Origin of the sequence: Paragemmobacter straminiformis, assembly GCF_014243445.1 — a bacterium.
Taxonomy (GTDB): Bacteria; Pseudomonadota; Alphaproteobacteria; order Rhodobacterales; family Rhodobacteraceae; genus Paragemmobacter; species Paragemmobacter straminiformis.
In genome coordinates, this window is sequence record NZ_JACLQD010000002.1 from 943,423 (window position 1) to 966,939 (window position 23,517).

Annotated in this window: 23 protein-coding genes; 10 read left to right on the forward strand and 13 right to left on the reverse strand. The window is 65.1% G+C overall.

The window, feature by feature from the left end; translation table 11 throughout:
- The 4 genes from H7F16_RS10370 to H7F16_RS10385 all read right to left on the reverse strand — a co-directional run bounded on the left by H7F16_RS10370 (position 1) and on the right by H7F16_RS10385 (position 5,226).
- The gene (locus H7F16_RS10370; RefSeq protein ID WP_185797474.1) at positions 1–549 is read right to left on the reverse strand and encodes a sarcosine oxidase subunit gamma; all 549 of its coding nucleotides are present in this window, start codon (positions 547–549) and stop codon (positions 1–3) included.
- Positions 542–3,562, reverse strand: coding sequence for a sarcosine oxidase subunit alpha family protein (locus H7F16_RS10375; RefSeq protein WP_185797475.1), 3,021 nt, complete (start codon positions 3,560–3,562; stop codon positions 542–544). The genes H7F16_RS10370 and H7F16_RS10375 overlap by 8 nt, the downstream gene beginning before the upstream one ends.
- A complete protein-coding gene (locus tag H7F16_RS10380; protein WP_185797476.1) occupies positions 3,559–3,882 on the reverse strand; it encodes a sarcosine oxidase subunit delta in 324 nt (107 codons plus the stop codon). The genes H7F16_RS10375 and H7F16_RS10380 overlap by 4 nt, the downstream gene beginning before the upstream one ends.
- 96 nt (positions 3,883–3,978) lie before the next feature.
- Positions 3,979–5,226: a sarcosine oxidase subunit beta family protein gene (locus H7F16_RS10385; RefSeq protein WP_185797477.1), complete on the reverse strand. Its 1,248-nt coding sequence runs from the start codon at positions 5,224–5,226 to the stop codon at positions 3,979–3,981.
- A gap of 255 nt (positions 5,227–5,481) precedes the next feature.
- Here H7F16_RS10385 and ccmI point away from each other — a divergent pair, with 255 nt between their 5' ends.
- From ccmI to H7F16_RS10410, 5 genes are all read left to right on the forward strand, one after another.
- Positions 5,482–6,693, forward strand: coding sequence for a c-type cytochrome biogenesis protein CcmI (ccmI, locus tag H7F16_RS10390; protein ID WP_185797478.1), 1,212 nt, complete (start codon positions 5,482–5,484; stop codon positions 6,691–6,693).
- Positions 6,690–7,181 carry a Holliday junction resolvase RuvX gene (gene ruvX, locus H7F16_RS10395; protein ID WP_185797479.1) on the forward strand — a complete coding sequence of 164 codons (492 nt, stop codon included), beginning with the start codon at positions 6,690–6,692 and terminating at the stop codon, positions 7,179–7,181. Before ccmI ends, ruvX begins: the two co-directional genes overlap by 4 nt.
- Entirely contained in the window at positions 7,171–7,398 is a 228-nt protein-coding gene (locus tag H7F16_RS10400; protein WP_185797480.1) for a DUF1289 domain-containing protein, read from the forward strand. The genes ruvX and H7F16_RS10400 overlap by 11 nt, the downstream gene beginning before the upstream one ends.
- Before the next feature lie 148 nt (positions 7,399–7,546).
- The gene (gene chrA, locus H7F16_RS10405; RefSeq protein ID WP_185797481.1) at positions 7,547–8,911 is read left to right on the forward strand and encodes a chromate efflux transporter; all 1,365 of its coding nucleotides are present in this window, start codon (positions 7,547–7,549) and stop codon (positions 8,909–8,911) included.
- A 69-nt stretch (positions 8,912–8,980) separates the two neighbouring features.
- On the forward strand, positions 8,981–9,895 hold the full coding sequence (locus H7F16_RS10410) for a LysR substrate-binding domain-containing protein (protein WP_185797482.1): 915 nt from the start codon (positions 8,981–8,983) through the stop codon (positions 9,893–9,895).
- Here the strand turns inward: H7F16_RS10410 and H7F16_RS10415 are convergent.
- The 9 genes from H7F16_RS10415 to H7F16_RS10455 form a co-directional block, all read right to left on the reverse strand.
- The gene (locus H7F16_RS10415; RefSeq protein ID WP_185797483.1) at positions 9,892–10,605 is read right to left on the reverse strand and encodes an HAD-IA family hydrolase; all 714 of its coding nucleotides are present in this window, start codon (positions 10,603–10,605) and stop codon (positions 9,892–9,894) included. The genes H7F16_RS10410 and H7F16_RS10415 overlap by 4 nt on opposite strands.
- Positions 10,602–11,327, reverse strand: a complete 726-nt coding sequence (locus H7F16_RS10420; RefSeq protein ID WP_185797484.1) for an SDR family oxidoreductase — start codon at positions 11,325–11,327, stop codon at positions 10,602–10,604. The genes H7F16_RS10415 and H7F16_RS10420 overlap by 4 nt, the downstream gene beginning before the upstream one ends.
- A gap of 10 nt (positions 11,328–11,337) precedes the next feature.
- Positions 11,338–12,399, reverse strand: coding sequence for an ABC transporter ATP-binding protein (locus H7F16_RS10425; RefSeq protein ID WP_185797485.1), 1,062 nt, complete (start codon positions 12,397–12,399; stop codon positions 11,338–11,340).
- Between the two features lie 12 nt (positions 12,400–12,411).
- A complete protein-coding gene (locus tag H7F16_RS10430) occupies positions 12,412–13,455 on the reverse strand; it encodes an NAD(P)-dependent alcohol dehydrogenase (protein WP_185797486.1) in 1,044 nt (347 codons plus the stop codon).
- Between the two features lie 3 nt (positions 13,456–13,458).
- On the reverse strand, positions 13,459–13,659 hold the full coding sequence (locus H7F16_RS10435) for a DUF2160 family membrane protein (RefSeq protein WP_185797487.1): 201 nt from the start codon (positions 13,657–13,659) through the stop codon (positions 13,459–13,461).
- A 4-nt stretch (positions 13,660–13,663) separates the two neighbouring features.
- Entirely contained in the window at positions 13,664–14,509 is an 846-nt protein-coding gene (locus tag H7F16_RS10440) for a carbohydrate ABC transporter permease (RefSeq protein WP_241741354.1), read from the reverse strand.
- The gene (locus H7F16_RS10445) at positions 14,506–15,378 is read right to left on the reverse strand and encodes a carbohydrate ABC transporter permease (RefSeq protein ID WP_185797488.1); all 873 of its coding nucleotides are present in this window, start codon (positions 15,376–15,378) and stop codon (positions 14,506–14,508) included. Before H7F16_RS10445 ends, H7F16_RS10440 begins: the two co-directional genes overlap by 4 nt.
- Positions 15,379–15,493: 115 nt before the next feature.
- The gene (locus H7F16_RS10450) at positions 15,494–16,927 is read right to left on the reverse strand and encodes an ABC transporter substrate-binding protein (RefSeq protein WP_185797489.1); all 1,434 of its coding nucleotides are present in this window, start codon (positions 16,925–16,927) and stop codon (positions 15,494–15,496) included.
- A gap of 207 nt (positions 16,928–17,134) precedes the next feature.
- Positions 17,135–18,076: an AraC family transcriptional regulator gene (locus tag H7F16_RS10455; protein ID WP_185797490.1), complete on the reverse strand. Its 942-nt coding sequence runs from the start codon at positions 18,074–18,076 to the stop codon at positions 17,135–17,137.
- Between the two features lie 225 nt (positions 18,077–18,301).
- Here H7F16_RS10455 and H7F16_RS10460 point away from each other — a divergent pair, with 225 nt between their 5' ends.
- The 5 genes from H7F16_RS10460 (at position 18,302) to H7F16_RS10480 (ending at position 23,515) form a co-directional block, all read left to right on the forward strand.
- Positions 18,302–19,186 carry a sugar phosphate isomerase/epimerase family protein gene (locus tag H7F16_RS10460; RefSeq protein ID WP_185797491.1) on the forward strand — a complete coding sequence of 295 codons (885 nt, stop codon included), beginning with the start codon at positions 18,302–18,304 and terminating at the stop codon, positions 19,184–19,186.
- A gap of 68 nt (positions 19,187–19,254) precedes the next feature.
- Positions 19,255–20,469 carry an ROK family transcriptional regulator gene (locus tag H7F16_RS10465; RefSeq protein WP_185797492.1) on the forward strand — a complete coding sequence of 405 codons (1,215 nt, stop codon included), beginning with the start codon at positions 19,255–19,257 and terminating at the stop codon, positions 20,467–20,469.
- Between the two features lie 20 nt (positions 20,470–20,489).
- On the forward strand, positions 20,490–21,464 hold the full coding sequence (locus tag H7F16_RS10470; RefSeq protein ID WP_185797493.1) for a tagatose kinase: 975 nt from the start codon (positions 20,490–20,492) through the stop codon (positions 21,462–21,464).
- Entirely contained in the window at positions 21,461–22,735 is a 1,275-nt protein-coding gene (locus H7F16_RS10475) for a D-tagatose-bisphosphate aldolase, class II, non-catalytic subunit (RefSeq protein WP_185797494.1), read from the forward strand. The genes H7F16_RS10470 and H7F16_RS10475 overlap by 4 nt, the downstream gene beginning before the upstream one ends.
- 51 nt (positions 22,736–22,786) lie before the next feature.
- Positions 22,787–23,515: an SDR family oxidoreductase gene (locus H7F16_RS10480; protein WP_185797495.1), complete on the forward strand. Its 729-nt coding sequence runs from the start codon at positions 22,787–22,789 to the stop codon at positions 23,513–23,515.
- Positions 23,516–23,517 lie beyond the last annotated feature (2 nt).

The following is a 23,517-nucleotide window of genomic DNA, read 5'->3' on the forward strand; positions in this document are numbered from 1 at the left end:
TCAGGCCAGTTCCGACCCCGCCATGGCCGAGCTTGCAAGCAGGTCGAAGACGTATTTCCCGACCGAGCGGAAGCAGACCACGGTGAAACCGTCGCCATCGGCCCAGAAGGCCGCCGCCACCTGTGCCGCCCGCGTCCGGCGCAATTCGCCCGGTTGCAGCGCGGCAAAATCCACAGGCGAAAGCTTCGCCAGAACCTGCGCCGCCTTCTCCCCCTCGACACGGAACACCGCGCGGGCGTCCGACACGTCGGCGGCAAGGAAATGCTGCCCGGCCAATGCTTTGGACAGCGAGGCGATGGCAGCCCCCGCTTCGGCATAGGGCAGGACAAGCAGATATTCGTCAGGGCTCATCCAGCCGCAGGCCCGCTCGCCCGCCACTTCGATCTTGCGCGGGGCCGGAAGTGCCGTGCCGGTCACGGCCTTGACCGCTTCGGCCAGTCCCGCCACGTCCTTGGCCCGCAGCGTGACCATCCCGATCGGGCCGATCTCGCGCACTCTCGCGAAGCCGTCGAAGGTTGCGCCACCCAGCGCGCTTACCGGATCAGACATTCTGCTTCTCCCCGTCCTTGTCAAAGAAGACCGGATCCACGACCCGCGCCTTCAGCGTACCCTGAACGCCGTTCTTGAAGGTGCCGAACTCGACCACCTCGCCCATCCGCTTGGGTCCGTGCTTCAGCAGGCCCATGGCGATGCCCTTCTTCAGCGTGGGCGAGAAGTAGGTCGAGGTGATGCGCCCCTGCACGTTGCGCTGCCCGTTCCCGTTCACGCCGCTATCCACCACATAGGCCCCGTCCGGAATGACCGATCCGTCCAGCGCCTCGAAACCCACCAGCTTCCAGCGGTCGGGGCTGGCAAGGTGGTTGCGTTGCTGGCCGCGCTTGCCAAGGAAGTCGTCCTTCTTCTTGGAAATCGCCCAGTCGAGGTTCAGGTCCTGCGGAATGACCGTGCCGTCGGTTTCGTCGCCGATCATGATGAAGCCCTTCTCGGCCCGCATGATGTGCAACGCTTCCGTGCCATAGGGCATCGCGCCGAATTCCGCTCCCGCCTTGTGGCAGGCCTCCCAGAACGCAGCGCCGTGGCTTGCCGGAACCGCGATCTCGTAGGACAGCTCGCCCGAGAACGAGATGCGGTAAACCCGGACAGGAAAGCCCCCCAGCGTGCCATCCGCCCATTGCATGAAGGGAAGCGCCTCTTTCGACACATCCATTCCGCCCAGCTTTTCCAACAGCTTGCGCGCATTGGGGCCGACGACCGCGACCTGCGCGTATTGCTCGGTCACGTTGGCGGTATAGACCTTCCAGTCCCACCATTCGCACTGCAACCAGTCTTCCATCCAGGCATGGATGCGATCCGCCCCGCCCGAGGTGGTGTGGCACAGCCACGTCTCCTCGTCGATCCGCGCGACCACGCCGTCATCCGACAGGAAGCCCTGCTCGTTGCACATCAGACCGTAGCGGCATTTGCCGATCGGCAGCGTGCTCATCACACCCGTGTAGAGCATGTCGAGGAAACGCCCCGCATCCGGCCCCTTGACGATGATCTTGCCAAGGGTCGAGGCATCCAGCAGCCCCAGTTTCTCGCGGGTGTTCAGCACCTCGCGATGCACGGCCTGCTCATGCGTCTCGCCCGTGCGCGGGAAGGTATAGGGACGGCGCCACAGACCCACGGGTTCCATATAGGCCCCGTTCTTCTCGTGCCAGGCGTGCATCGGCGTGCGGCGCAGAGGCTGGAAGATCTCGCCCCGCGCCTCGCCCGCCAGCGCGCCAAGCGTCACGGGCGTATAGGGCGGGCGGAAGGTGGTGGTTCCCACCTGCGGGATATCCTCGTTCAGCGCCCCGGCAAGAACCGCCAGCCCGTTGATGTTGGACAGTTTTCCCTGATCCGTCGCCATGCCCAGCGTGGTGTAGCGCTTGGTGTGTTCGACCGACTCGTAGCCCTCGCGCGCGGCAAGCTGCACGTCCGACACCTTCACGTCGTTCTGGTAGTCGAGCCACATCTTCGATTTCAGCGGTGCGGTGGCACCCTGCGGCATGATCCAGACCGCTTCCATCGCGCCCTCGACCACGGGCGCGGCGTAGGGCAGCTCGGCAGGTTTCGGCGCCATCCCCAGCGCCGTGACCGCCGCCTGCGCCTGCGCATCGGCATCGGCAAGCACCGCAGCCGTGGTCATGGCTCCGTTTGCGATGCCCGCGGCATAGACCATCGCGCCGCCGTCATGGTTCAGCGGGGGCCGCGCCGCATCGGGGCGGAAATGGGCGTTGGTCGTGTCCCAGTTCAGCTTGCCGCCGCAATGGCTCCACAGATGGACCACGGGCGACCAGCCGCCCGACATGGCCACAGCATCGCAGGCGATCTCGTCGATCACCGCACCCTCGCCCGCCTGCAGGCAGATCGACACGCCGGTGACACGCTTGCCGCCCAGAACCTTGGCAACCCCGCGCCCCGCTTCGATGCGGATGCCCAAGCTGCGCGCCCTGGCCGGCAACTCGCCCGTCACATTGCTCCGCGCGTCGATGATGGCCGGAACCGCCAGCCCCGCCTCTTTCAGCGCAATCGCCGTCCGGTAAGCATCGTCGTTGTTGGTGACAACGACCGTGCGATCCGCCGGCGAGACGGCAAAATTCACCACATAGTCACGCACCGAAGCCGCCAGCATCACGCCCGGAATATCGTTTCCGGCAAAGGACAGCGGCCGCTCGATGGCCCCCGTTGCCGTCAGGATCTTGCCCGCACGGATGCGCCACAGGCGGTGCTTGGGCCGCCCGTCGCCCGGCGTGTGGTCTGCGACCTTCTCGTCGGCCAGCACATAGCCGTGGTCATAGACGCCCGCGCCCATTGTCCGCGCCTTGACGGTGACATTTGCCATGCCGCCCAGCTCGGCCAGCGCCGCCGTGACGAAAGCATCGGCAGGCTTGCCGTCGATCACCTCGCCGTCGACAACCGCACGGCCCCCGAAATGCGCGGTCTGCTCCAGCAGGATGACCCGCGCACCGGCACGGCCCGCCACCAGCGCCGCCTGCAAACCGGCAATGCCGCCGCCCACGACCAGCAGGTCGCAAAAGGCATAGGCCTGCTCGTAACGGTCCGCGTCACGGTCCTTGGGTGCCGCGCCCAGACCCGCCGACTGGCGGATGATCGGCTCGAAGACATGCTTCCAGAAGGGGCGCGGATGGATGAAGGTCTTGTAGTAGAACCCCGCCGGCAGGAACCGCGCGACATAGTTGTTCACCACGCCCACATCGAATTCGAGGCTGGGCCAATGGTTCTGGCTCTTGGCCTCGAGCCCTTCGAAAAGCTCGGTCGTCGTGACACGCTGGTTCGGCTCGAACCGCCCGCCACGGCCAAGGTTGACCAGCGCGTTCGGCTCTTCCGGCCCTGCGGCCACGATGCCGCGCGGGCGGTGATACTTGAACGAACGCCCCACCAGCATCTGGTCGTTGGCAAGCAGGGCAGCCGCCAGCGTATCGCCCTTGAAACCCTTCAACCGCTTGCCGTTGAAAGAGAATTCCTGTGTCGCGGTCCGGTCGATCAACCGGCCGCCCTTTGCAAGACGGGTGCTCATTTGTAACCCTTCCAGTCCGGCCGCTTGGCCTTGATCTTCGCCACCAGATCGGCAGGCGGTTCCGAGGATTGCGCGGGATATGTTCCGAACACCTCGAGCGTTGCCGTGCAGCGCGCGGCAAGGAACCATTTCCCGCAACCATAGACATGACGCCAGCGCTCGAAATGCACCCCCTTGGGGTTCTTCCGGGCGAACATGTAGCTTTCGAACTCCTCGTCGGACGATCCCGGTCCGAAGCGCTTCAGATGCGCCTCGTATCCGGGCGAGAGTTCGGTTTCTTCGGCCTTCACGCCGCAATAGGGACATTCAAGAACGAGCATCTTGGCGCTCCATTTCAGCGGCACAGCCGCAAAAGTTTTCGAAAACCTTTGCAAATTCCTTCAAAGGAATTTGCGTCTCCATTCCGTGCGGCGACATCAATGCGCCACCCCTGCCGCCACCGACTCGTCGATGAACTGGCCCTCCTTGAAGCGCCACATGCTGAAGTCCTTGGCCAAGGCCCCCGGCTCGCCCTTGGCCATCAGCTCGGCCATCGCCCAGCCCGAACCCGGAATGGCCTTGAAGCCGCCCGTGCCCCAGCCGCAGTTGATGAAGCAGTTGCCCAGCGGGGTTTTCGAGATGATGGGCGAACGGTCGCCCGTCATGTCGACGATGCCGCCCCACTGGCGCAGCATCTTCAGCCGGCTGATCATCGGGAAGGTCTCGATCAGCGCCCGCAGCGTCTCCTCGATATGATGGAAACTGCCGCGCTGGGTAAAGTTGTTGAACCCGTCGGTGCCGCCGCCGATCACCATTTCGCCCTTGTCCGACTGGCTCATATAGCCATGCACCGTATTGGCCATCACGACCACATCCATGCAGGGCTTGATCGGCTCGGACACCAGCGCCTGAAGCGCCACCGCTTCCACCGGCAGACGGAAGCCCGCCATATCCGCGACCTGCCCCGAATGGCCAGCGACCACGATCCCCAGCTTCTTCGTGCCGATGAAGCCCTTGGTCGTGTCCACACCGGTTACGGCACCGCCTTCCGACCGCACGCCCTTCACCTCGCATTGCTGGATGATGTCCATCCCCATCGCCGAACAGGCCCGCGCATAGCCCCAGGCCACCGCGTCATGCCGGGCAGTGCCGCCGCGCGCCTGATACAGCGCCCCCAGCACCGGATAGCGCGGCCCGTCGATGTTGATGATCGGCACCAGCTCCTTGACACGGGCAGGTTCGATCCATTCGGTCGCGACACCCTGCAACGCATTGGCGTGAACGGTCCGCAGGTAGCCGCGCACCTCGTGGTGCGTCTGGGCCAGCATCAGCAGGCCGCGCGGGCTGAACATGACGTTGTAGTTCAGGTCCTGGCTCAGCGTCTCGTACAGGCTGCGCGCCTTTTCATAGATCGCCGCCGACGGGTCCTGAAGATAGTTCGACCGGATGATCGTGGTGTTGCGCCCCGTGTTGCCACCACCAAGCCAGCCCTTTTCGATCACCGCGACATTGGTGATGCCGAAGTTCTTGCCAAGGTAATAGGCCGTCGCCAGCCCGTGGCCGCCTGCCCCGACGATCACGACATCGTATTGCTTTTTCGGCTCGGGGCTGCGCCAGGCCCGCTCCCAGCCGGTATGATGGCGCATCGCTTCGCGGGCGATGGCAAAGACGGAATAGCGTTTCATGGTGTGACTCCCGTGGCGCCGGACAAGTGCATATAACTCTGGCCGTTCTTCTGGCCTGATCGCCCCGCATGGACCATCCCTGCAAGCGGCACAATCGGGAATTTTGCGACACATGCCGCGACAAAGCGCAGCGCAACCGCCCAAACCCTCACTTTCCCGTTTCTTTGGCTTTTTCCCCGCGCCGATCCGCATTACATGCAAGGCCGAAGCCGCAGGCACAGCGCGGCACAAGGGGCGCTCTTTTGCAGGTCACGCATGGATAACTGGCAATTCTGGCTTGCCGCCGCCGCGATGGTTCTCGCCGTGGCCGCCACGATCTACCGCGCCCTGCTGCGCGCTGGCCCCGCAATCGCCCCCGCCGCCTCCTATGACCTTCAGGTCTACCGCGACCAGCTGGCCGAGGTGGACCGCGACCTCGCCCGCGGCACCCTTCCCGCCGAGGAAGCCGCCCGCCTGCGCACCGAAATCTCGCGCCGCCTGCTCGATGCCGACCGCAAGGCCAGCGCCGAAGCCGCGCCACCGTCACGCAGCGCGACCCGCCTCGCGCTTCTTCTGGCCCTTCCCGTGCTTGGCGCTTCGGCCCTCGTCTACGACCGCCTTGGCGCACCGGGCTACCCCGACCTGCCGCTTGCCGAACGCCTCGCCATGTCCGACGAGATGCGCGCCAAGCGCCCCTCGCAAGCGCAGATGGAGGCCGATGCCCCCAAACCCGAGGCTCCTCCCGTCGATCCGGCCTTCGCCAAGCTGATGGACGAACTCCGCGCCGCCATGAAAACCCGCCCGGACGACCAGCGCGGACTTGAACTTCTGGCCGCAAACGAAGCCCGCTTGGGCAATCTCGCGGCCTCACGCGCGGCGATGGAGAAACTGATCGCCCTCAAGGGCAAATCCGCCACCGCCGAGGACCACGCCGCCTTGGCCGAGGTGATGGTCATGGCCACCGGCGGCCTTGTCTCGCCCGAGGCCGAGGCCGAACTCACCGCCGCCCTCACCCTCGACGCATCGAACCCGACCGCCCGCTATTACTACGGCGTCATGGCCGCACAGGTGGGCCGCTTCGACCGCACCTTCGAACTGTGGCAACCGCTGCTCGACGGCCCCGCCGATGCGCCCTGGATGGAACCCGTCCGCGCCCAGATCGAGGACGTGGCCTTCCGCGCCGGCATCAACTTTACCCTCCCCGATGCCAAAGGCCCCGACGCCGGAGCCGTGGCCGCGGCGCAGGACATGTCCGCAGGCGACCGTCAGGCCATGATCGAAGGCATGGTCGCCCAACTCGGCGACAGTCTCGCGACCGAGGGCGGACCGGTCGAGGATTGGGCCAAGCTCATCACCTCGCTCGGCGTGCTTGACCGCAAGGACGAGGCGCAGAAAATCTACACCGAGGCGCTTGCGAAATTCGAGGGCCGCCCCTCCGAGCAAGGCTTCCTCAAGGAAGCCGCCCTGAACGCGGGCCTCACCCCATGATCCACGAAACGCTTGCCGATTTCGCGGCCACCCTTCCGCCCAACCGCGCCATCGCGGGGCTGGACTTCGGCGACAAGACCATCGGCGTCGCCCTCTCGGACCTGCGCCGTTCGGTCGCCACCCCGATCGAGGTGATCCGCCGCGTCAAATTCACCCTCGATGCCGCAGCCCTGCTCGAGCTTTGCGCCAAGCGGGGCGTGCATGGGCTGATCCTCGGCCTGCCGCTCAACATGGACGGTTCCGAAGGCCCGCGCGTGCAAGCCACCCGCGCCTTTGCCCGCAACCTCTCGCGTCTGACCGACCTTCCCATCACCTATTGGGACGAACGCCTCTCGACCGTTGCGGCAGAAAGGGCACTGCTCGAGGCGGATACGTCGCGAAAGCGTCGGAAAGAGGTGATCGATCAGGTCGCCGCAGGCTATATCCTGCAAGGAGCATTGGATCGCCTCGGTCACATGTCGCGTATGGAGCAACCCCGTGAAGGATGATGTCTGGCAGCGCGACGAGGTCCAGTCGCCCTGCATCAAGCTCTGCACCATCCATCCCGCCGAACGCATCTGCGTCGGCTGTTTCCGCACCATCGACGAAATCTCGCAGTGGTCGCGCCTCTCGCCTGCCGAACGCAGCACCATCATGGCAGAACTCCCCGCCCGCGCCCCCCGCCTTGCCAAGCGGCGCGGCGGTCGCATGGGACGGATGGGCTGACCGCAGAAAAACGGTTTCGCCAGACGGCCCGAAACAGGGAAAATCCCCCGAATATCCCTTGCCGCCCGTTCTTATGCCCGATCCGTCTTGAAACCGTCGCAGCGGGCGCAATATGCCCCTCGGAAATGACCTTCCGCGACAGGGTGCCATGACCGACCATCCCCCGCACCCCACCCTGACCGAGGCGACAAAGGTCTGGGCGCGCATCGCCGCCCTGTCCTTCGGCGGTCCGGCCGGACAGATCGCCGTCATGCACCGCATCCTTGTCGAGGAAAAGCGCTGGCTCGGCGATGGCCGTTTCCTGCACGCCCTCAACTTCTGCATGCTTCTTCCCGGCCCCGAGGCCCAGCAACTCGCCACCTATATCGGCTGGCTCATGCACGGCGTGCGCGGGGCGCTGGTCGCGGGCGGTCTGTTCATCCTGCCCGGCATCCTCGCCATCATGGGGCTGAGCTGGGTCTATGCCATCTGGGGCGGGGTCGGCATCGTCGCGGCCCTGTTCTTCGGCCTCAAGGCCGCGGTGCTGGCCATCGTGCTTCAAGCCGTAGTCCGCGTCGGCAAACGGGCGCTCAGGACCGGCGCCCTGCGCGTGGTCGCCGCCGCATCCTTCCTCGCGCTCTTCGCCTTCTCGCTGCCCTTCCCTCTCATCGTGGCCGCCGCCGCACTGGTCGGCTGGGCCGGATCGGCGGCGGGCGTGGCAGGCTTTCGCGGCGCGGGCGGTCACGGGGCGGGGTCAGGCCCGCATGTGCCCGATGCCGTAACCCTGCTGGGCGAAGACCTCGCCCTTCCCCCGACCGCGCAGCGCAACGCCCTTCGTGCGGGGGTCGTGGCCCTCCTGCTCTGGCTGCTTCCTGTCGCCTGCCTTGTCCTGCTTGCCCCCGGCAGCGTCTTTGCCGACATCGCCACCTATTTCTCGAAACTCGCCGTCCTCACCTTCGGCGGGGCCTATGCCGTGCTGGCATGGGTCGCGCAGGAAGCCGTCGGCACCTATGGCTGGCTGCAACCGGGCGAGATGATCGACGGCCTCGGCATGGCCGAAACCACCCCCGGCCCGCTGATCATGGTGCTGCAATTCGTGGGCTTCATGGGCGCGTTCCGCGATGCGGGTTGGTCGTCCCCCCTGCTTGCCGGAACCCTTGGCGGCCTGCTTGCCACATGGGTCACCTTTGCCCCCTGCTTCGCGTGGATCTTCCTCGGCGCGCCCTTCATGGAGGGGTTGCGCCGCAACACCGCCCTCGCCGCCGCCCTGACCGCTGTCACCGCCGCCGTCGTCGGCGTGATCCTGAACCTCGCCCTCTGGTTCGCCATCCATGTGCTCTGGACCGCGACCGCCCGCGTCACGGCAGGCCCGCTCAGCCTCGAACTGCCGGTCCTGTCCTCGACCAACTGGCCCGCCGCAGCCCTTTCGGCCCTCGCGCTCACAGCCGTGTTCCGCTTCAAACTCGGCACGGCAACCGTCCTTGCGGGGGCCGCCGCCGCCGGCCTTGCCCTGCATCTGGCGGGATGGGCCTGACCTCCCCCTCCGCCCCTCTTGCCCGAACGGCCCGTTTGCCCGAGTATGAGAAAAACTCATGCGGACCCGATGGCCGATTTTCTTCCCCTCACCGCCCTGCGCGCCTTCGAGGCAGTCGTAAGGACAGGCTCGTTCAAAGCCGCCGCCGACCAGCTTTACGTCACCCAAAGCGCCGTCAGCCACCAGATCCGCCATCTCGAAGAGTGGTTCGGCACCCCCCTCTTCACCCGCGACGGCAACCGCCCCAAACCCCTGCCCTTCGCCGAGGAACTGGCCAGCACCCTGTCACTGTCCTTCAGCCAGATTTCGGCCGCCTGCCAGCGCGCCCGCGCGGTGAACACGATCCAACCGCTCGTCGTCGCGGCCATTCCCTCGATCGCCCTGCTCTGGCTCATTCCCCGCCTCGCAGGCTTCCGCGCCGCCCATCCGGACATCGACGTCCGCATCGTCTATGCCCTGCACGGGCGCGACATCGACTTCCGCGATGTCCACATGGCCTTTGCCTTCTCCAAGGGCGGCGCATCGCTGCCCGGCGCGCGGATCGAACCCTTCCTGCCGGGACATTGCGTTCCGGTCTGCAGCCCTGCACTGGCCCGACAGATCGCAACCGCAGATGACACGCCCTCGGCCATCGCCAAACTGGGGCTGCTCCACGACACCGATCACACCGGCTGGAAAGAGTGGTTCGACCGCGCCAAGGCAGCGCAGCCCGCCCCGACCACCGGCCCGATCTTCGAGGATTTCAACCTGCTCCGCGCCGCCGCCCTTTCGGGTCAGGGTGTGGCCCTCTGCCCGCTCGCGATGGTCCGCGCCGATATCGAGGCGCAGCGTCTGGTCCGCCTGTCCGACGTGATGGTGCTGGAAGACACCGGCTATTTCCTGCTCTGGGGGCCACCCGGCCCGGCGCAGATGCAGGCACGGGCGCGGGCCTTCCGCGACTGGGCCTTTACCGAACGCTCCTTGCAGGACTGGTCGCTGTCCTAGCCACGCCCCGCGCCGGACAGGTGCAAGGCCCATGCCCCGCCCTCGGCCAGCAACGTCGCCTGCCCGTATCCGTCAATGGCCGCCACGGCCAAGGCACTGTCCTCGCCATGCTCTCCCGCGATGCGGATGACCCGCGCTCCGGCGGCAGCGCCCGCAATGATGCCCGCCGTCACATCCTCGAACACCACGCAGGCCGCCGGATCGACGCCCAGCCGCGCCGCCGCCATCCGGTAGCCCTGCGGATCGGGCTTGCCCGCCGTCACATCGTCCGATGACACCAGCAGGCGCGGCAGCGGCAATCCCGCCGCCCCGATCCGCGCCAAAGCCAGCGCCCGGTTGGCCGAGGTGACGATCCCCCAGCGATCCGGCGGCAAGGCGCGCAGAAAATCGCCCGCGCCCGCAATCTCGGCCACCCCGTCCAGATCCGCATGTTCCCGCGCATCAAGCCAGCGCACCTCGGCGGCGATGTCCGTGCCCGCGGGCGAGAAGCGCTCGATCGTATCCACCGCCCGCCGCCCGTGCATGAAGCCCATCACCGCATCGGCATCCGCACCGATCCGTTCGGCCCATGCCGTCCATGCCCGCACCACCGGCGGGATCGAGGTCAGGATCGTCCCGTCCATGTCGAACAGAAACCCCTCGATCCCCGAAAGCCGCACCCCGTCCCCGTCCCCGTTCCCGTTCCCGTCCCCGTTCCCGTCCGGCCTCATCCGATCATGAATCCGCCATCGACCGGCATCGCAAGCCCGTTGACCATCGCCGCCTCGTCCGAAAGCAGGAACAGCACGACTTCGGCAACATCCGAGGATTCCGCGAAACGGCCGACCGGAATCCGGTTCAGCATTCCCGCCGCCTTCTGCGGGTCGCTCCACGCCTTGACCGCCATCGGCGTCAGCGTCACCGTCGGGTTCACGGCATTGACGCGAATGCCCTTGGGCGCCAACTCCTTGGCCATCACCCGCGTCAACCCGTCCAACCCGCCCTTCGATGCGCAATAGGCCGCATGGTCCGGAATCCCGATGAACGAGGCCACGGACGAGACGTTGACGATGGCCCCGCCCTTGCCTGCCGCGATCCGCTCGCGCGCATATTCCTGCGCCACGATCATCGGCGCACGGGTGTTGACCGCCATCAGATGGTCAAAGGCTTCCACCGTGGTATCCAGAAAGGGCTGCAACTCGGTCGTGCCCGCACAATTGACCAGCAGGTCGGCAGGTATCGCCGCCCGCGCCGCCGCCCGCGTGGCCTCGGCATCGGCCAGATCGACCTGAATGGCCACGCAGCCCAGATCCTTGCGCAGCGCCTCGACATCCGCAGCACTGCGCGTCAGCGCGATGACCGATGCCCCCCGCGCCGTCAGGATTTCGGCAATCACCCGCCCGATCCCCTTGCCCGCTCCGGTGACGATGACCCGCTTTCCCGTGAAATCCATGTCCCGCTCCTTACAACCGCTGGCCCGTGACCTGATCGAAGACATGCGCCTTGCGCGGATCAAGCCGGAACGACATCGTCTTGCCGGGTTCCTCCTCGATCCGTTCGCGCACCAGCGCATCGATGGGCACGCCCCCGACCCGTCCGAAAATCAGCGTCTCCGATCCCGTCGGCTCAAAGACCGACACATCGACCGGAATGCCCCCCTCGCCGATGGTGATATGCTCGGGCCGGATGCCATAGGTCACCGCGCGCCCGTCCTCGACCTGCACGCCATCCAGCGGCAGGGCGATCCCCTGATCGGTCAGCACCACCTGACGGCCGTCCCTCGTCGCCACCTTGCCTTGCAGGAAATTCATCGCAGGGCTGCCGATGAATCCGGCAACGAACAGGTTCACGGGCCGGTCATACAGGTCGAGGGGCCGCCCGATCTGCTCGACCCGCCCGTCGCGCATCACGACGATCTTGTTGGCCATCGTCATCGCCTCGATCTGGTCATGCGTGACATAGACGGTCGTGGTCTTCAGCCTCTGGTGCAATTCCTTGATCTCGACCCGCATGGTCACGCGCAACTTGGCGTCAAGGTTCGACAGCGGTTCGTCGAAAAGAAACACCTGCGGATCGCGCACGATGGCGCGCCCCATCGCCACGCGCTGGCGCTGCCCGCCCGACAACTGCTTGGGGTATCGGTCAAGATATTTCGTCAGATCAAGGATTTCCGCCGCGCGGTTCACCTTTTCCGCGATCTCGGCCTTGGGCCGCTTGGCCATCAACAGCGGAAACCCCATATTCTCGGCCACGGTCTTGTGCGGGTAAAGCGCGTAAGACTGGAACACCATCGCGATATCGCGCTCTTTCGGCGGAATGTCGTTGACCACCCGCCCGCCGATGCTGATCTGCCCGCCGCTGATCTCTTCAAGCCCAGCGATCATCCGCAGCAAGGTCGACTTGCCGCAGCCCGAAGGCCCGACCAGCACCACGAACTCGCCATCCTCGATTTCCACATCGACGCCATGCATCACGCGGACGCCGCCGTAGCTTTTCGTCACGCCCTTGATCTGAACATTTCCCATGGTCGTCCCTTTCTATTGCGGCAATTCGATCTGCATCTTCACATCGCCCTTGGGCGCGGAAGCGGCGATCTCGAACGCGCGCACACTGTCCTTGAAGTCGAATTTGCGGGTGAGCAGCGGTTTCACGTCGATAGCCCCCGAAGACAGCATCGCCACGCAACGCGGAAAGACATGGGCATAGCGGAAAATGTTCTCCACCCGCGCCTCGCGCACCATCGCGGCCCCCGCATCATAGGAAATCGGGTTCGGCTGCCCGCCGATCATCACCACGCAGCCGCCGGGGCACAGCGGCTCGAACACCGTAGCCGCCGCCTGCGGGCTGCCCGTGGCCTCGAACACCACCTCGACGCCCCAGCCGTCGGTCGCCTGCCGGATGCGCTCGACCATGTTTTCCTTCAGCACGTTGATCGGCGTGATCGGACCAAGGCCCGCGGCGATTTCCAGCTTCGCATCGTCGATGTCGGTCACGAACACCCGCGCGCAGCCCGCGGCCAGCGCCGACAGCGCGGTCACCAGCCCGATCGGCCCCGCCCCCATCACCAGCGCGATATCGCCGGGGCGGATGCGGGCCTTGGTCGCGGCATGCACGCCCACGGCCAGCGGCTCGACCATCGCGCCTTCCGCGAACGAGACATTGTCGGGCAGCTTGAAGGTGAAGGCCTCGGGATGCACGCATGACGGGCGCAGGATGCCATGCACCGGCGGCGTCGCCCAGAACCGCACCGCAGGGTCGATGTTATACATGCCGAGCCGCGTCGCGCGGCTGTTCGGATCGGGTATCCCCGGCTCCATGCAGACGCGGTCCCCGACCTTCAGCGTGGTCACCGCCGCCCCGCAGTCCACCACCGTCCCCGAAGCCTCGTGCCCCAGGATCATCGGCGCCTTCACCTCGAACGGGCCGATCTTGCCGTGGGTGTAGTAATGCACATCCGACCCGCAGATGCCCACCGTGTGCAGCTTGATCCGCACGTCATGCGGCCCCATCACCTCGTCGCGCTCGATCGGGAAATCGCGCAGCGACAGATCCATTTTCTTCTCAAGAACAAGAGCTTCCATCGCTCACCCCTTCCGAATGATATGGGCGCCAAGGGCGACCGAAATTGCAGCCGCGATCCAGACCGAAAGCCCGAGCGGCTCGATGAACCGCAGCCAGAACAGGGACAGCGCCACCCAGATCACGACCGAGATGAACAGACGGTCGAACCAGTTCGTCTCGATGGGCAGAAAGCCGGGTTTTGCCGCTTCTTTATCGTCGCTCATCGCATCATCCTTTCACGGCGCCAAAGGTCAGGCCGGCCACGATATGCTTTTGCACCATGCCAAAGACGATCAGCGCGGGGATCAGCGTAAAGACCGAAATCGCAGCCATGATCCCCCATTCCGTGCCCGTGGTGGTCACATATTCCGACAGGCCGGTGGTCAGCGTGCGGGCGTTGAAGTTGGTCAGCGTCGCCGCCAGCAGATACTCGTTCCAGGCAAAGACCCATGTCAGGATCAGCGTCACCGCCAGACCGGGCCGCGCCAGCGGAAAGATCACCACCGAAATCACCTGCCATGCACTTGCGCCATCGACAAAGGCCGCCTCGTCCAACTCTTTCGGAATGCCGTCGAGCGTGGGCCGCAGCGTCCAGATCGCAAAGGGCAGGTTAAAGGTGCAATAGACAAGGATCATGCCCAAATGCGTATCGGCCAGCTTGAAATCGCCGATCACGTAAACCTGCGTCAGCAGCAGATACAGCGGCAGCAGGAACACGGCCGGCGGGGCCATCCGGTTCGTGATGGTCCAGAAGAACACGCTCTCCTTGCCCGCCAGATCGAACCGCGTCAGCGCATAGCAGGCAAGAAACCCCAGCGTCGTCACCAGAACCGCATTGCCGGTCGAGATGATGAGCGAATTCATCATATAGCCGCGCAGCGTGCTGTCGTTCATCACCTTGATATAGTTCTGCCAGTCGATCGAGGTCAGCAGCACATCGGGGGTCGAGAACAGGTCGACCGCAGGTTTCACCGAAATGACGAACAGCCAGTAGATCGGAAACAGCGTCAGGAAGCTGATAAGCGTCCAAAGAGCGACGGCCAGCCAAGGGTTACTCCGCTTCATAACGGTCATCCTCTCTTGTTACGCGGGGCGATCAGGCTGGTGTAAAGCAGCCAGCAGATCACGATTGTCAGATACAGGACGATCACCGAAATGGCCGAGCCATAGCCGTAATTCGTCTTGGGAAAGACCTCTTTGTAGATATGCACGCCGACATAGCGCGTGGCCGATCCGGGGCCGCCGCCTGTCAGCATCAGCACCTCGTCCACCGTCCGCATCGCATCCATAAGGCGGATGAACACCGTGGCGATCAGCGCGGGGCGGATCATCGGCAGCGTGATATGCCAGAAGATCTGCCGCTTGTTCGCCCCGTCGATCTGCGCCTGCTCGAACGGGTCCGCAGGCAGCGACACAAGCGCCGCGATCAGCGACAGCGTGACCAGCGGGGTCCAGTGCCAGATGTCCATGATGACCGTGATGCAAAAGGCCGCAATCGCGCTTTGCCCGATATTCAGGTCGATCCCGAAATTCTTCAGCAGATGCGGAATGATCCCGATCGACGGCGTCGTCATCAGCTTCCAGATCGACCCGACGATGATCGGCGCCATGATCAGCGGCAGCGTGTGGATGGTGCGGAAAAAGGCCTTGCCGGGAAAGTCCTTCATGAAGGCCTGCGCAAGGATATAGCCGATCACCACTTCCGACACGACGGCAAAGAAAACAAAGGCCAGCGTCACCCCGAGCGAGGCAAGGAATTGCGCGTCGAACACAAGTTTGCGGTAGTTCGCAGCCCAGTTGAACAGCTTTTCAGGGTTTGCGGCAAAGGGGTTCCACTCGTGGAACGACACCCACAGGACATAGATGAACGGAAAGATTCCGAAGAGACCCAGGATGAACAGGGTCGGCGACAGCAACAGCCAGCCCAGCTTTTTCGACTGCATTGGTTCACCCTCTATCTCTGGTGGGGAAGTGTAATCACGAATCCGCCGCCCGTGGCGTCGGAAAATACGGGCCGCCCAAGCAGGGGCGGCCCATACCGGGTCAGGGAGCAGACCCTTACTTGCGGTAGCCGAGCGAGGTCAGTTCTTCCTCTGCCTTGGCGGCCATCGCGTCGAGACCTTCATCCGGCCCGATCTTGCCGGTCAGGATGTCGTAGAAGATCGGCGCGGTCGCTTCACGCACCTGCGCGTGGAACGGATACGGAGGCGCACCGGCAAAGAGTTTGCCCTGATCGCGCAGCATGTCGTAATAGCCGCCGAGCTTGGCATTCATCTCTTTCACGACCGGTGCGTCATAGGTGGCCGTGTTGGTGATCCGCGGAGCGGCGGCGGCCCAACCCGGCTGGACTTCGTCCTGGCCGATGTATTGCAGGAACAAGAGCGCCGCTTCCTGGTTCTTCGACGAGGCCGGCAGACCGAAGGCACCGCCGTCATAGTAGCCAATATAGCCCTTGCCGGATTCGGCATCGGCCATCACGCCATCCGACAGCGGCGGAAGCGCCGTGCCGACATTGCCCACGACTTTCGACTTCGACGCATCCGACGCGATCCATGCGGCGTTTTCGCCGTAGATCAGGCCCTGCGCCGCACGACCGGCCGCAAAGGTGGTCGCGGTTTCGGTCCAGGTCGACTGCGGCGATTCCGGCGGCGCGATGTCGCGCAGGTGCAGCCACCACTTCAGCGCTTCTTTGGCCTTGTCGCTGTTCATCGTGCCGCCATTGGCGACCGATGCGGCGTAGTTGTTGCTCGCGTCGATACCCCAGTTGTAGACGCCAAAGGTCGGGGCGACCGACTCGAAGAACTCGTACCACGATGCCGGGTGGCCGGTATGGGCCTGCGCGGTCGAACCCCAAAGCTCGAGGCCGTTCGCCTTGCCGTATTCGGTGAAGAAGTCGGCGATGGCGGTATATTCTTCGTGGGTCGTCGCAGGCTTCAGGTCCGCGCCGGTCTTTTCCTTGAACGCAGCCTGGATGGCCGGATCGTTGAACAGGTCGGTGCGGTAGAGATAGACCTTGATAAAGGCTTCCATCGGCACGCCGAACAGGTCGCCGTCGCCATTCTTGAAGTAGTTGGCAAAGGTGGTGAAATGGCTCTCGTCATAGGTCGGAGCCTTCAGGGCAGGGTTGTCCGCCAGCGCCTTCGAGACGTTCACAAGGAAGTTGCGCTGCAAATAGGCGTAGATGATGTCCTGCTCGATATAGACCATGTCATAGATGCCGGTGCCGGCTTCCATGTCCTTGATCGCCTTGTCGTACATCTGGTCCCACGAGGTGGTTTCGATGTCGACCTTGATGCCGGTCTTGGCCTCGAACTCGGGCGCCAGCACGTCCTTGATATAGGCCGACGGCGGGCTGCTTTCGGTCACGCCGTGCAGCACGACGCCCTTGTATTTTGCCCCTGCGTCCGACCAGAAATCGGCATGGGCCGGCAAAGCCGAGGTCATCAGCGCGACTGCCAGTGCGGTCAGTCCTGCCTTGGGTTTAAGAAACATTCGCAACTCCTCCTTGCTTGGTTTTTCGTATTGCCCCGCCGGCGCTTCCATCCGGACAAGGGTTTCCCGCTCCCGGAAAGCGGCATTCACCGCGCGTCCGGGTCGAAACTCTGTTTCTTTGTCAAAGGCCGCCGGGCTCCTCTCCCGCCGACGTTCTCAGCTTAGGCCGGAGGCAACGCCCCCCGCCACGCGCGTAATGCGCCGCGCCTATACTTTTCCGCCCGAATTGGCGGCGGAACGGGCCGTATAAGGCATGGCGATCACCGCATCCGATCCGATCCGGTGCGCGATTCTTCTGTAGTCCGAAGGCGTGCGCCCGCAGATCTTCAGGAATTGCCGGTTGAAATTGGCAATGTTGTTGAACCCGACCTCGTAGCAGATCTCGGTCACGGGCTGGTGCGTCTGCGTCAGCAGCGTGCAGGCCGCATAGACCCGCGTCAGCACCAGATAGCTGGCAAAGGAATAGCCCGTCTGCCGCCGGAACTGGCGCGAGAAACTCTGCGCCGTCAGCCCCGCCCGTTCCGCCACCGTGGCCAGATCGATGTCCTCGGCATGGGTTTCGTTCATGAACCGCAGCGCGGCGTCGATGCCGCTGGGCAATTGCGCCTGCCGTGCCGGAGCCAGCCGCGACAGCCGCCGCCGCTCTTCCACATTGCGCGCCAGACCGTCCATCAGCCGCAGGAACAGCAAGACCCGCTCGCCGCCCCTGGCCTGCCCGATCTCGGCCAGCACGCGCCGCCCGGTCTCGGCCGTCTCGCCGAAGAACTCCACCCCGTGCGCGGCATCGTCGAACAGCGCGCGGATCGCCCGCATCTCGGGGCACAGGCCCGCGACCTTTTCGGCAAAATCCGGCGTGAACTGCACCAGCATGTCGCGGTTCTCGATCACCTCGCCGGGGGGAATGTTGCTCACCCAGTTATGCGGCACGTTCGGACCGGTCAGAATCAGCGATCCGGGCTCGAAGTCGCCCAGATAATCGCCCACCATCATCGTCCCCGACGACTGCCGCGTCAGGTGCAATTCATATTCCGGATGGTAATTCCACTTCGCCAGACGGAAGGGATAATCGTGCATGAACCAACGGAAACTCTCTTCCGGCGGACACAGGATGACCTCGTAATCGGGGACGATCCGCAACTGCGCCTTCATTGTCCCCTCCGCGTTCAGGATCGGCACCGGATGGCGCCATATATGTTGTTTATGACAGCAAATTACGCGCATTCACCTTTCTGTCAACATACATCTTTTATTGCACTGCGGAAGAAATGCGCTGCAATGCAGAAAAATGCACTTAATCGGGCAAAAACCTGCGGGGATATTGACATTGCCGCGCCAAAGTCATTCGTTGCCTTTACAAACATATTGGAGGCTTCGATGCGGCGACTCGGTATCCACTCATTCGTATGGACCGGCGGGCAGACCCAGGAAGGGCTGGAAATGGCCCTGCGCAAATCCGCCGAACATGGCTACCGCACCATCGAATTCGCCTACCTGCGCCCTGAACGGTTCAACCTCGACAAACTCGCGGCGCTGGCAAAATCGCTCGATGTCGAAATCGGCGTGACGATGGGTCTGCCCGTCGACAAGGACGTCTCGAGCGAGGACGCCGCCACCGTCAAGGCGGGCGAGGCCATGCTCGCCGATGCGCTGCGCGCCGTGCGTGACATCGGCGGCAACAAGCTCGGCGGCATCCTTTACTCGGCGCATACCAAATACAACCGCCAACCCACCCGCAAGGGATGGGACAACAGCGTCGCAACCTTGGGCCGCAGCGCCGATTTCGCCCGCGAATGCGGCGTCGACCTCGTGCTCGAAGTCGTCAACCGCTTCGAGACGAACCTTCTCAACACAACGGCGCAGGGCCTTAAATTCATTCAGGAAACCGGCTCGGACCACCTGCGCCTGCACCTCGATACCTTCCACATGAACATCGAAGAGGCCAACCCCGCCGCCGCCATCCGCCTTGCGGGTGACAAGCTGGGATACTTCCATATCGGCGAAAGCAACCGCGGCTATCTGGGCGACGGCGTCATCAACTTCGACCTGATCTTCGACGCCCTTCTCGACATCGACTACCAGCGCGACATCGTCTTCGAAAGCTTCTCGACCGCCGTCGTCGACGAGGGCCTGTCGCTCGCCTGCGCGATCTGGCGCGACACATGGACCGAAAACGATCCTCTTGCCGCCCATGCCAAAGCCTATATCGAACTCAAGCAGGCCGAAGCCAAGCGGCGGCGCGCCACCAACGCCCGCCCCTGAACGGCAGAACGACCCCGCGCCCCGGCCCCCCCGGGCCAAGGCGCAGGCCCCAAGGACGGAGTGTGGAATTGACCGAGATCCTGGCCTTCGGAAGCTCTCCGCGGCGCATCCGGCAGGCAAATGTCGTGGCGGCGCTACAATCGCTGTTCGGCTTCGGCAGACTCAGCCGCGCCGAACTTGCGCGCAAACTGGGGCTCAACCGCTCGTCCTCGGGCCATATCGTCGCCGAACTCACCGAAAGCGGCCTCGTGCGCGAGGTCGAGGATGACGCCGCCAAACGCCCCGATCAGGCCCGCGCGGGCCGCCCCGGCATCCTGCTCGAACTGATCCCCGACGCCGCCCTGTTCCTCGGCATCGAAATCGGTGTCGAACATATCGCAGCCGTGGTCATCGACCTGACGGGCAAGGTCCGCGCCCGCGCCTCGCGCCCCTTCACCGCCCCCGGAACCCCCATCGAAAGCGCCGTTCAGGCCGCGGCCGACCTTGGCCTCGGCGCGCTCGGCCCGTCGGGTCTCGGCCAGTGTCAGGGCATCGGCCTTTCGGTTCCGGCCCATATCTACGGCGAAGGCATCGTCGCCATCGCCCCGCTGATCGGCTGGCAGAACATTCCTTTGGGCGAGATTGCCCGCAGCCTCCTACCGCTCAACGTGCCCGTCACGGTCGAGAACGACGCCAACGCCTTCGCCATCGGTGACGGCTACAAGCATAAAAGCAGCGGCGTGACGCTGTTTCTCGTCCTCGAAACCGGCGTCGGCGGCGGCATCGTGATCGACGGCAAGCTGTTTCGCGGCGGCCACGGCCTTGCGGGCGAAATCGGCCATACCCTCGTTCCGGGCAGCAACGGCAAGAAACTCGAACAGCTCATCGGGCGCGAAGCCGTCCTGTCGCAATACCGCAGTGCCACGGGCCGCAGCGATGCCGACCTCGACACCTTCCTGACCGACGTGAACGACCGCGTTCCCGCCGCCGTCAACGTGGCCGAGGACTGGTCGCGCAACCTTGCCTATGCGCTGATGCAGGCCTGCCGGGTGATCGACCCCGAACGCATCGTTCTGGGCGGCTCGGTCGCGGCGCTCTACCCGATGGTTGCCGCGCGCCTTGCCGCCCATATGGGCAGCGAACGCAACGCGATGTTCCCCGTCCCCGACATTCTCGTCGATGACGACCCGCATTTCGGCTCGGCCTTCGGCGCCGCCTGCCTGATGCACCAACGCTTCCTGTCCCTCTCCAACGACAGCCTCGCCCTCGACGACACATCCGAAGACGAACGCGATACCGCCTGATCCTTGAAAGACCCCGAAGCATGACCTCCCCCCTCGCCCCCGATGCCCTTGGCCCGACGATCTGCGTCGGCGAAATCCTCGTCGAGATCGTCGCCACCACCACCGGCACCGGCTTTGCCGAGGCACAGCCCCTCATCGGTCCCTTTCCCAGCGGCGCGCCTGCGATCTTCATCGACCAGTGCGGCCGCATCGGCGGTGCGGCGGCAATGATCGGCGCTGTGGGCGACGACGACTTCGGCCGCGTCAACACCGCCCGCCTTGCCCGCGACGGGGTCGATATCACGGCCATCTCGGTCGACCCCGATTTCCCCACCGGCAGCGCCTTTGTCCGCTACCGCGCCGACGGCTCGCGCGATTTCGTCTTCAACATCGCCAAATCCGCCGCCGCCCGCTTCGGCCTGACCCCCGGCGTCGAAGCCACCATCGCCCGCGCGGGGCATATCCATGTCATGGGCACGGCGCTTACGATGCCCAGCGCCCGCGCCGTGATCGAAACCGCCGTCTCCCGCATAAAGGCGCGCGGCGGCTCCTTGTCGGTCGACCCGAACCTGCGCAAGGAACTCAGGACCGAACCCGAGACCCGCGTCCTTTTCGACCGGCTCGTCGCTCAGGCCGACCTGCTTCTTCCCTCGGGCGCCGAGCTTGAAGCCGCCGCGGGCGTCACAGGCGAGGCCGCCGCCCTGCACCGCCTCTTTTCGCGCGGGGTCAAGGAAATCGCGCTCAAACGCGGGGCCGATGGGGCCAGCGTCTTTACCGCAGACGGCCAGCGCAGCGATTGCCCCGCCTTTGCGGTGCAGGAAACCGACCCGACGGGCGCGGGCGACTGCTTCGGCGGGGCCTATGTCGCCTGCCGCCGCCTCGGCATGCCGGTGGCGCAATCCCTCGCCTATGCCAATGCCGCAGGCGCACGCAACGTCACCTTCCTCGGCCCGATGGAGGGCGCAGGCACCCGCGCCGAACTCGATGCCTTCATCGCAGCGACGGCTCGGAAATGACCCCGCTCTCCAGCCTCGCCACGCTGCGCCGCAATGGCACCCCGCGCGGCATCACCTCGGTCTGTTCGGCCCATCCGGTCGTTCTGCGCGCCGCCCTGCGCTTCGGCCGCGACCACGCCACCCCCGTGCTGATCGAAGCCACCTGCAATCAGGTCAACCATCAGGGCGGCTACACCGGCATGACTCCGGCCGATTTCGCCGCCCTCGTCCGCGACCTCGCCGCACAGGAAAACTGCCCCCCCGACCTCGTGCTGCTGGGCGGTGACCACCTCGGCCCCAATCCGTGGCGCGACCTGCCCGCAGCCGAGGCGATGCGGCAGGCCGAAGCCATGATCGCCGCCTATGTTGAGGCGGGCTTCCGCAAACTGCATCTCGATGCCTCGATGGGCTGCAAGGGAGAGCCGCCCGCGCTTGACGATGCCACCACCGCCAGCCGTGCCGCCCGCCTTGCCGCCGTGGCTGAAACCGCCGCGCGGGCCTCGGGCGGCCCCCTGCCCCTCTACATCATCGGCACCGAGGTTCCGCCCCCCGGCGGTGCCGACCACGCGCTCGACAGCATCGCCCCCACCTCGGCAGATGCCGCGCGCACCACCATCGCCATCCACCGCGCCACCTTTGCCGCCGCTGGCCTGCAAGACGCCTTCTCGCGCGCCATCGGCCTTGTCGTGCAACCCGGCGTCGAATTCGGCAACCACAACGTCATCTTCTACGACCGCAGCAAGACCGCAGCCCTGTCGGCCCTGCTCGACGAGGAACCGCAATTCGTGTTCGAGGCCCATTCCACCGATTATCAGGGCACGCCCCCCCTCGCCGCCCTCGTGCAAGACGGCTTTCCCATCCTAAAGGTCGGACCCGAACTCACCTTCGTCCTGCGCGAGGCGCTCTATGCCCTCGACCTCATCGCGTCAGACCTGATCCCCGACTACGGCGACCGCCCGCTGATGCAGGCGATGGAGGCCGTCATGCTGGCCGATCCTGCCAACTGGCAGCGCCATTATGGCGAAGACAGCGCCACGCAGCACCTGTTGCGCCACTTCTCGCTTTCGGACCGCATCCGCTACTACTGGCCGCACCCCACCGCCCGGCAGGCCGTCGACCGCCTGCTTGCAGCACTTTCCGGCATCACCGTTCCCCTGCCGCTTTTCTGGCAGCACATGCCCGCCGCCGCCGCTGCCTTTGCGGGCAGGCCACTCGACCCGACCGCCCTTCTGGTCTGGCGCGTGGGGACAAGCCTCTCTGCCTATCATGCCGCCTGCCACCCGCAGGCCTGACCCGTCACCCCCTAGCGTCGCACCGCGACACCCCAGACAGGAGATCGAACAATGGCTCACGCATTCGACGGCAAGGTGGCCGCCATCACCGGCGCCGCTTCCGGCATCGGCCTTGCAACGACCGAGGCGCTGATCGCCGCCGGTGCGCGGGTCGTGCTGGTCGACCGCGACAGCAAGGCGCTCGACGCGGTCTGCGCCCGCCTCGGCGCCAATGCCATCCCGCTGGTGATCGACCTGCTCGATCCGGCAAGCTGCAACACCCTGCTCGACGGCATCCTGTCGAAAGCCGGACAACTCGACATCTTCCACGCCAACGCGGGCACCTACATCGGCGGCGACCTGTCGGAAACCACCCCCGAAACCATCGACCGGATGCTGAACCTCAACGTCAACGCCGTGATGAAGAACGTCTACACCGTCATGCCCCACATGATCGAACGCGGCACCGGCGACATCATCGTGACCTCCTCTGTCGCGGGCCATTCCGCCATCCCGTGGGAGCCGGTCTATTCCGCCTCGAAATGGGCGATGACCTGCTTCGTGCAGACCATGCGGCGCCAGCTCAACAAAAAGGGCATCCGCGTCGGCTCGGTCTCGCCCGGCCCCGTCATCAGCGCCCTGCTGGCCGACTGGCCCGAAGAGAACCTGCGCAAGGCCAAGGAATCCGGCAGCCTGATCGAACCGAAAGAGGTCGCCGACGGCATCATGTTCATGCTCTCGCGCCCGCGCAACGTCACCATCCGCGACATGGTGATCCTGCCCAGCAACTTCGACATCTGAAA